2 protein-coding genes are annotated in these 1,574 nt (G+C 72.6%); one reads left to right on the forward strand and one right to left on the reverse strand.

Translation table 11 applies throughout. The features are described 5' to 3' along the window. Positions 1–18: 18 nt before the first annotated feature. Entirely contained in the window at positions 19–390 is a 372-nt protein-coding gene (locus MHY29_RS12035; protein ID WP_224354599.1) for a DUF1844 domain-containing protein, read from the reverse strand. Between the two features lie 62 nt (positions 391–452). Between MHY29_RS12035 and infC the strand changes: the two genes are divergently transcribed. Then, a partial coding sequence (gene infC / locus MHY29_RS12040) for a translation initiation factor IF-3 (protein WP_239241553.1) occupies positions 453–1,574 on the forward strand: 1,122 nt, incomplete at its 3' end.

Here is a 1,574-nt window from a genome sequence, read left to right on the forward strand (position 1 = left end):
GGGGGCGACGTCGCGGGGTCAGTTGACGGGGCCGGTGAACTTCTCACCCGGGCCCTTGCCGGGGGCGTCCGGGAAGGGGGAGGCCTCACGGAAGGCGAGCTGGAGGGAGCGCAGGCCGTCGCGCAACGGGCCGGCGTGCTGGCTGCCGATCTCGGGCGCGGCGGCGGTGACGAGGCCGGCGAGCGCGGTGATGAGCTTGCGGGCCTCGTCGAGGTCGGTCATCTCCCGCGCGTCGGGGGAGTCGGCCAGGCCCACCTTCACCGCGGCGGCCGTCATCAGGTGCACGGCGGTGGTGGTGATCACCTCGACGGCGGGGACCTCGTGGATCTCGCGGACCTCGGTGGGGACGTCCTCGCCCGCGGCGTGCTGGTGCTGGTTCTGATCGGTCATGGTGGTAAGCTTCCCACAGACCGCTTCCAGCGGCGCACCCGTGTGCCGTCCGGAAGAGCAAAGTGGAGTCCTCCTCCCACCCGCGTCAGCAGGACGTCCGGCACGGCCGGGCCGAGTTGCCGGGTCACCGCGTGTCCGCGGCGGTCGCACCGGGGTCGGACGACCCCTGGCGACCCGGCGGCACCGCGAAGGGTCCCATCCGGGGCCGGTTCGAGGCCTCCCGTCTGCACCCGCAGGGGAGGCCTTCCGCATGGAGGGCCCCTGGCGTCCGGTCGCATCAACGTCCAGCAAACAGGAGTGGCACCATCAGCGATCCCCGCATCAACGAGCGTATTCGCGTTCCGGAAGTCCGACTCGTCGGCCCGAACGGCGAGCAGGTCGGCATCGTCCGCGTCGAGGACGCCCTGCGCCTCGCCGCCGAGGCGGACCTGGACCTCGTGGAGGTGGCCCCCACGGCCAAGCCTCCGGTGTGCAAGCTCATGGACTTCGGCAAGTACAAGTACGAGGCCGCCGTCAAGGCCCGTGAGTCGCGCAAGAAGCAGGTGAACACGGTCCTCAAGGAGGTCCGCTTCCGCCTGAAGATCGACCAGCACGACTACGAGACCAAGACCGGCCACGCCAAGAAGTTCCTCTCGCAGGGCGACAAGGTCAAGGCCATCATCCAGTTCCGCGGCCGTGAGCAGCAGCGTCCGGAGCTCGGCATCCGCCTGCTCCAGAAGTTCGCCGAGGACGTCGCGGAGCTGGGCACCGTCGAGTCCCAGCCCCGTCAGGACGGGCGCAACATGGTGATGGTCATCGGCCCGCTGAAGGCCAAGGCCGAGGCGCGCGAGGAGCAGCGCAAGTCCACCGAGGGCACCCAGCGCGAGCGCAAGGGCGGCGGCTCCCGCCGCGACCAGGCCGCCCGCGAGGCCAAGGCCGCCGCGGCGGAGAAGGCTGCCGCCAACTCCGCCCCCGTGCGCAACTCCATCGGGGACGCGTTCCCGGAGCAGCTGCGCTCGTTCGCCGCCCAGCAGACGGAGGCCCCGGCGGAGCAGGCCCCGGTGCCCGCGCCGAAGGCAGCCCCGGCCAAGGCCACTCCGGCCAAGGCCCCCGCCCCGAAGCCGGCGGCGACGCCCGCGCCCAAGCCCCCGGCGTCCGCGCCGAAGCCGCCGGCTTCGGGGCGGGGGCCTTGGCCGGAGTGGCCT

Origin of the sequence: Micrococcus sp. ACRRV (assembly GCF_022346985.1) — a bacterium.
Taxonomy (GTDB): Bacteria; Actinomycetota; Actinomycetes; order Actinomycetales; family Micrococcaceae; genus Micrococcus; species Micrococcus porci.